The organism is Chitinophaga sp. (assembly GCF_035564935.1).
Classification (GTDB): Bacteria; Bacteroidota; Bacteroidia; order Chitinophagales; family Chitinophagaceae; genus Chitinophaga.
On record NZ_DATMTE010000135.1, the window covers coordinates 1 to 4,712 of the forward strand.

5 protein-coding genes are annotated in these 4,712 nt (G+C 44.0%); all 5 read right to left on the minus strand.

All coding sequences use genetic code 11. From position 1 onward, the window contains the following. Positions 1 to 55: 55 nt before the first annotated feature. Positions 56 to 706 carry a hypothetical protein gene (locus tag VN105_RS03640; protein WP_325638026.1) on the minus strand — a complete coding sequence of 217 codons (651 nt, stop codon included), beginning with the start codon at positions 704 to 706 and terminating at the stop codon, positions 56 to 58. A gap of 103 nt (positions 707 to 809) precedes the next feature. Next, the gene (locus VN105_RS03645) at positions 810 to 2,003 is read right to left on the minus strand and encodes a hypothetical protein (RefSeq protein WP_325638028.1); all 1,194 of its coding nucleotides are present in this window, start codon (positions 2,001 to 2,003) and stop codon (positions 810 to 812) included. Continuing rightward, the gene (locus VN105_RS03650; protein WP_325638030.1) at positions 2,000 to 3,130 is read right to left on the minus strand and encodes a DegT/DnrJ/EryC1/StrS family aminotransferase; all 1,131 of its coding nucleotides are present in this window, start codon (positions 3,128 to 3,130) and stop codon (positions 2,000 to 2,002) included. Before VN105_RS03650 ends, VN105_RS03645 begins: the two co-directional genes overlap by 4 nt. Positions 3,131 to 3,280: 150 nt before the next feature. Further along, positions 3,281 to 3,898 carry a sugar transferase gene (locus tag VN105_RS03655; RefSeq protein ID WP_325638032.1) on the minus strand — a complete coding sequence of 206 codons (618 nt, stop codon included), beginning with the start codon at positions 3,896 to 3,898 and terminating at the stop codon, positions 3,281 to 3,283. Further along, positions 3,882 to 4,712, minus strand: an 831-nt coding sequence (locus VN105_RS03660; RefSeq protein ID WP_325638034.1) for a glycosyltransferase family 4 protein, incomplete at its 5' end; no start/stop codon positions are given. The genes VN105_RS03660 and VN105_RS03655, both read right to left, overlap by 17 nt.

Below are 4,712 nucleotides of genomic sequence, written 5' to 3' on the forward strand. Positions count from 1 at the left end.
GAGAGATAAAATAGTACCGGGCAAGGGGGATGATACATGGCATTGGCTTTTCGTTTTATTTAATACCCAAATTGTTCACTACATCTTCGGGATAGCCATAAAATTTAGCATACAGGATTTTATTCCGTTCCACTTCTATTCCGGGTTCTTTCACTTTGCTGACTACAAACGGGTTGCCACCTGCGATAACATGGTCAGGCACATCTTTACTTACGTTGGAATTGGCCCCGATGATCACATCATCACCCACGGTTACGGGGCCGGCGATAACTGTGCCGGCACAAATAAAGCACCAGCTGCCAATAATAGGCGTGGTCCTGTTGTCTTTGGTTTTACCAAAGTTTCCGCCCAGGGTAACATGCTGCCCGATGGTGGTCATGGCGCCTATTTTAACGTTACCGCCAATGATCACACCATAAGGATGTGGTAAACGGAGCCCCCCGGCAATATCCGCTGTATGCGCTATTGTAGAACCATAGCGCCGCCTGATGCGGTTGTAGTAATAAAAGCTTAATATTTTTATCCGTTTACGGTGAAAGTAACTACACAATCTGAATAATAACACTGCATGAAACGCCTCACTTTTTAAGGCCCTGTGAATAGTAAGCAGTAACAGCTTTCCTTTTCCACCAACAGGTACAACAGGTACTCCATTTTTAATGTAGTACCATGACAGGTCCAACTTTATTTTATCCCAAAAATCCATATAGTGCTGATTAATAAATCGTGTGTTTATTTTCTGTATCTATCTACCGGGATGCAGGGTCCTGGCTGCTTTTAACTACACAGCAACGTCCTGCTTCAGGTGATTATTGTTCCAGGGTCATTTTGCTTTCACTGGAAATAGTTTTTTTCATCAACATTAATTTTTCATTATCAGGTTGATCCTTTCCATCTTTACCGGTTTTTACAACATTGACTTTTGTAAACTTCACCGCAGGCGCATATCCATTAGGTTTATAGCTACGGAAAGGCCTTTCTATATTATTCTTCCATACCGGGTTGATTATTTCAATGTTACCTTTCATAGGAGGCACATCATAATGTTTTTTCAGTCCCCCCATTGAAAAAGCGACAGCTGATCCGTCATCGCGGTGATTCCTGATCGTTATATCCACCTGTTTCTGATTTGCACCAATCAGCCTGAACAAAGAGATCACGATACCGTGTTTGGCATTATTCAGGGTAACGGGACTTTCCATCACCACATTATCAACCACATCGTTGTTATTGTTCGGCTCTATATCGATGCCGCTCATAGGCGCCTGTCCGTAAGTATTGGAAATAACAGGTGCAACTAATTTCAGGCCATTAACAGAAATGATGGACATACCATTACGCCGGTTATAATCCAGCATAGCGTTATAGATATTTATGTTGGAGCTGGTTATTCCTTCCAATCCTGCAATATATATACCATCTCCCCAGCAATTTGAAACACGGGGGGCATAGATATTTACATTCCTGGAGCCGCGAATGGCAATTCCCATTCCCCATTGGCCGGCATTGCCTTTATGGCCTTTACGGTCTCCTTCAATTACGGCGAAGTAAACATTTACATTCTGCACCTTATGAATGCGCAATACTTCATAGGTATCTTTAGTTGTTGCCTGGAGGATCAGCTTTGAATTGTCCCTGAAAACGATATTAGCGTCATTTCCCACTGTTAAGCCCTTATCACTGATCAGCACCGGGAAGTTTGGCATCACCACTGATTTATGCTGGTCCATTGCGGTTTGCAGATAGCTCGTATAGTCTACAGTACCGTCTTTCTGATATCCTTTCGGTAGCGCCGCAGTCAGATCGAAAGCCGCGGCAGCTACCTGGTTTGCTTTACTTTGGAACACAGCAGATTGCCCCTTGTCAACATATTTGTCGGCCACGCCCTGTTTATACGAAAAAGCAGGAAATTGCGCTTTCGAAGGAAAGCAGCCACAAATAAGCAGAACAACTACCAGCAGTGGTGTTGATTGACATTGGTGCAAAAAGAAACGCTGTTTCATTTCCATAATTTTTTTATGTGTGTAACTACCCTTTCCAATTGCTGTAGTGTGAGATTGGAACCGCTGGGCAGGCATAACCCATCTTCGAAAAGCGCTTCAGATACGCCATTGACGTAAGCCGGTGCAGCTGAAAAAACAGGTTGTTGATGCATTGGTTTCCAAAGTGGCCTGGATTCTATGTTTTCCTTTTCAAGTGCCAATCTTATGGTTTCGCGGCTGATCCCGTTGCTGCGCTCCCTATCCACCAATACAGTTGTTAACCAGCGGTTACAAAAACTTCCTTCCGGTTCCTTTAAAAAACTGATACCGGGTAATGCGCCCAACTCATTTACGTAATAGTCGAAGTTATTACGGCGTTGTTTCACCCGTTCATCGATCACGGTCATCTGACCACGTCCGATACCTGCACATACATTGCTCATCCTGTAGTTATACCCGATATGGCTGTGTTCATAATGAGGCGCCGGATCCCGCGCCTGGGTAGCAAGGAAGCGTGCTTTTTCGATCAATTGCCGGTCGTTGCTGAGCAACGCGCCACCGCCACTGGTTGTAATAATCTTATTCCCGTTAAAACTGAGTACTCCCATGAGGCTTAAATTACCACAGGCAGTTCCATGGTAAACAGATCCGAGTGCTTCCGCAGCGTCCTCCAACACAGGAATTTCATACCTGGACGCAATCGCTGTGATCTCCTTCATTTTTGCCGGCATGCCATATAAATGCACGGGTATAATGGCTTTAGGTTTTTTTCCTTTCTCCAGTCGATCTTTAATTGCCTTTTCCAGCAATACAGGATCCATATTCCAGGTATCCCGTTCGCTGTCGATAAAAACCGGTGTGGCGCCCAAATATGCAATGGGATTGGCAGAGGCCGAAAAAGTCATACTCTGACAAAGCACCTCATCCCCACTTTTCACATCTAACAAAATAAGCGCCAGATGCAATGCTGCGGTACCAGAAGAGAGCGCTCCTACATATTGGGAGCCGGTATAATTTTGCAGGTCGTGTTCAAATCCATCTACTGCCGGCCCCAGCGGTGCTATCCAATTAGAATGAAATACCTCTTTTACAAACTCCAATTCCTTTTCTCCCATATGCGGAGATGATAACCATATCTTTTCGTTCATGATCTGAAACTTTAATGTATTTCTGTGTTATATTTTATTATCCTGGTAATGCAGCATCTGTCTGCGGGTGGTATCATCACCGAAGATGCCCGCCGGCCCATAAAACATATATGTCTGACTGCAACTCCATCCATTAAGTTTAAGTAGTCATCAATACTTTGGACTGCCGGTAAATTTTTCTGTGGTAACATGTCCTGCCTGGCTGATCCCTTCTGAGCGGAAAACTTTCGCAAAAGTCATCCACATAATCCTGACATCGAGCAACAGGCTCAGATGATCCACGTACCAAACATCATAAGCAAACTTCTTTTCCCAACTAATGGCATTTCTTCCATTCACCTGTGCCCAGCCGGTAATACCGGGTTTTACTTCATGGCGCCTGCGTTGTTCATCACTATACAAACCCATGTATTCCACCAACAAGGGTCTTGGTCCCACCAGGCTCATATCTCCCATTATTACGTTTAGTAATTGTGGTATTTCATCCAATGAAGTTTTCCTTATCAGGCTGCCCGCTTTTGTCATTCGCTCTTCATCTTTTAACAAACTGCCATCAGCAGCCCGCTTATCGTTCATCGTTTTGAACTTAATCAGCCTGAAGACACGTCCGTTGAGGCCGGGCCGGAGCTGCGTAAAAAAGGGAGTTCCACCGTTGGTGATGGTCAATATCAGCGCTACGATAAAAAAAACCGGCAATAGCAGCATAAATGCTGATAATGCCACGAGAAAATCAATTAACGGTTTTAATAATTTACGATACCACATCATTCAGAATTTTCAGATAACGACCTGCAGCAATATCCAGCGAATAGGCTTTTCTTGCAAGCCGCCCTGCCTGTTCCTGCTGTTCTTTTAATAACAGATCATCATTTATATATGTACAAAAACGCTTCGCTTCTGTATCTATCTTTTTAATATCAAAATCCAACACAAAACCTACGTTTTCCTGCTCAATCACGGCTGCCTGCCAGCCCCTGTGGTTGATCACAACCGGCCGGGATGCAGCGAGGCAGTCAAAAAACTTATTGGCCGAATTAGCCCATAACTGTGGTATAGGTATTACAAAAGAGGAGGCTACAGTACATTCATAATACAATTGTGATAATTGTGATTTAGGTACCGGGTCAAAAAAATAGATATTTTTATTTAAGACACCCTCGGCCTGTGCATACTGCAACAGGTGCTCCTTTTCCATTCCATCTCCGAAAACGATAAATTTCACTGACGGATCCAGTTTATAGAGATGAATGGCCAGATCAACCATATATTTCAGGCCATTTACCATTCCCAACGTACCTGCGTACAGCACTACTTTCCGGGGAGTAAAACCCAGCAGGGAATGCAGTAATGTACCGGGTTCCATGTATTTCGAGAAGCGCTCCGTTTCAGAGATATTTGCTATCACTGATAGTTTGTGCGCCGGCACGCCGGTACGACTAACCACCGATAACTTCATATCATCAGACAAAGCAACAATATGGGCAGATTTAGCGTAGATATATTTTTCGAACCGTTCCAGCAGCCTGATTACCAGTTTATTTTTAATAATCCCCATTGCCGCCGGTACTTCCGGCCAAACATC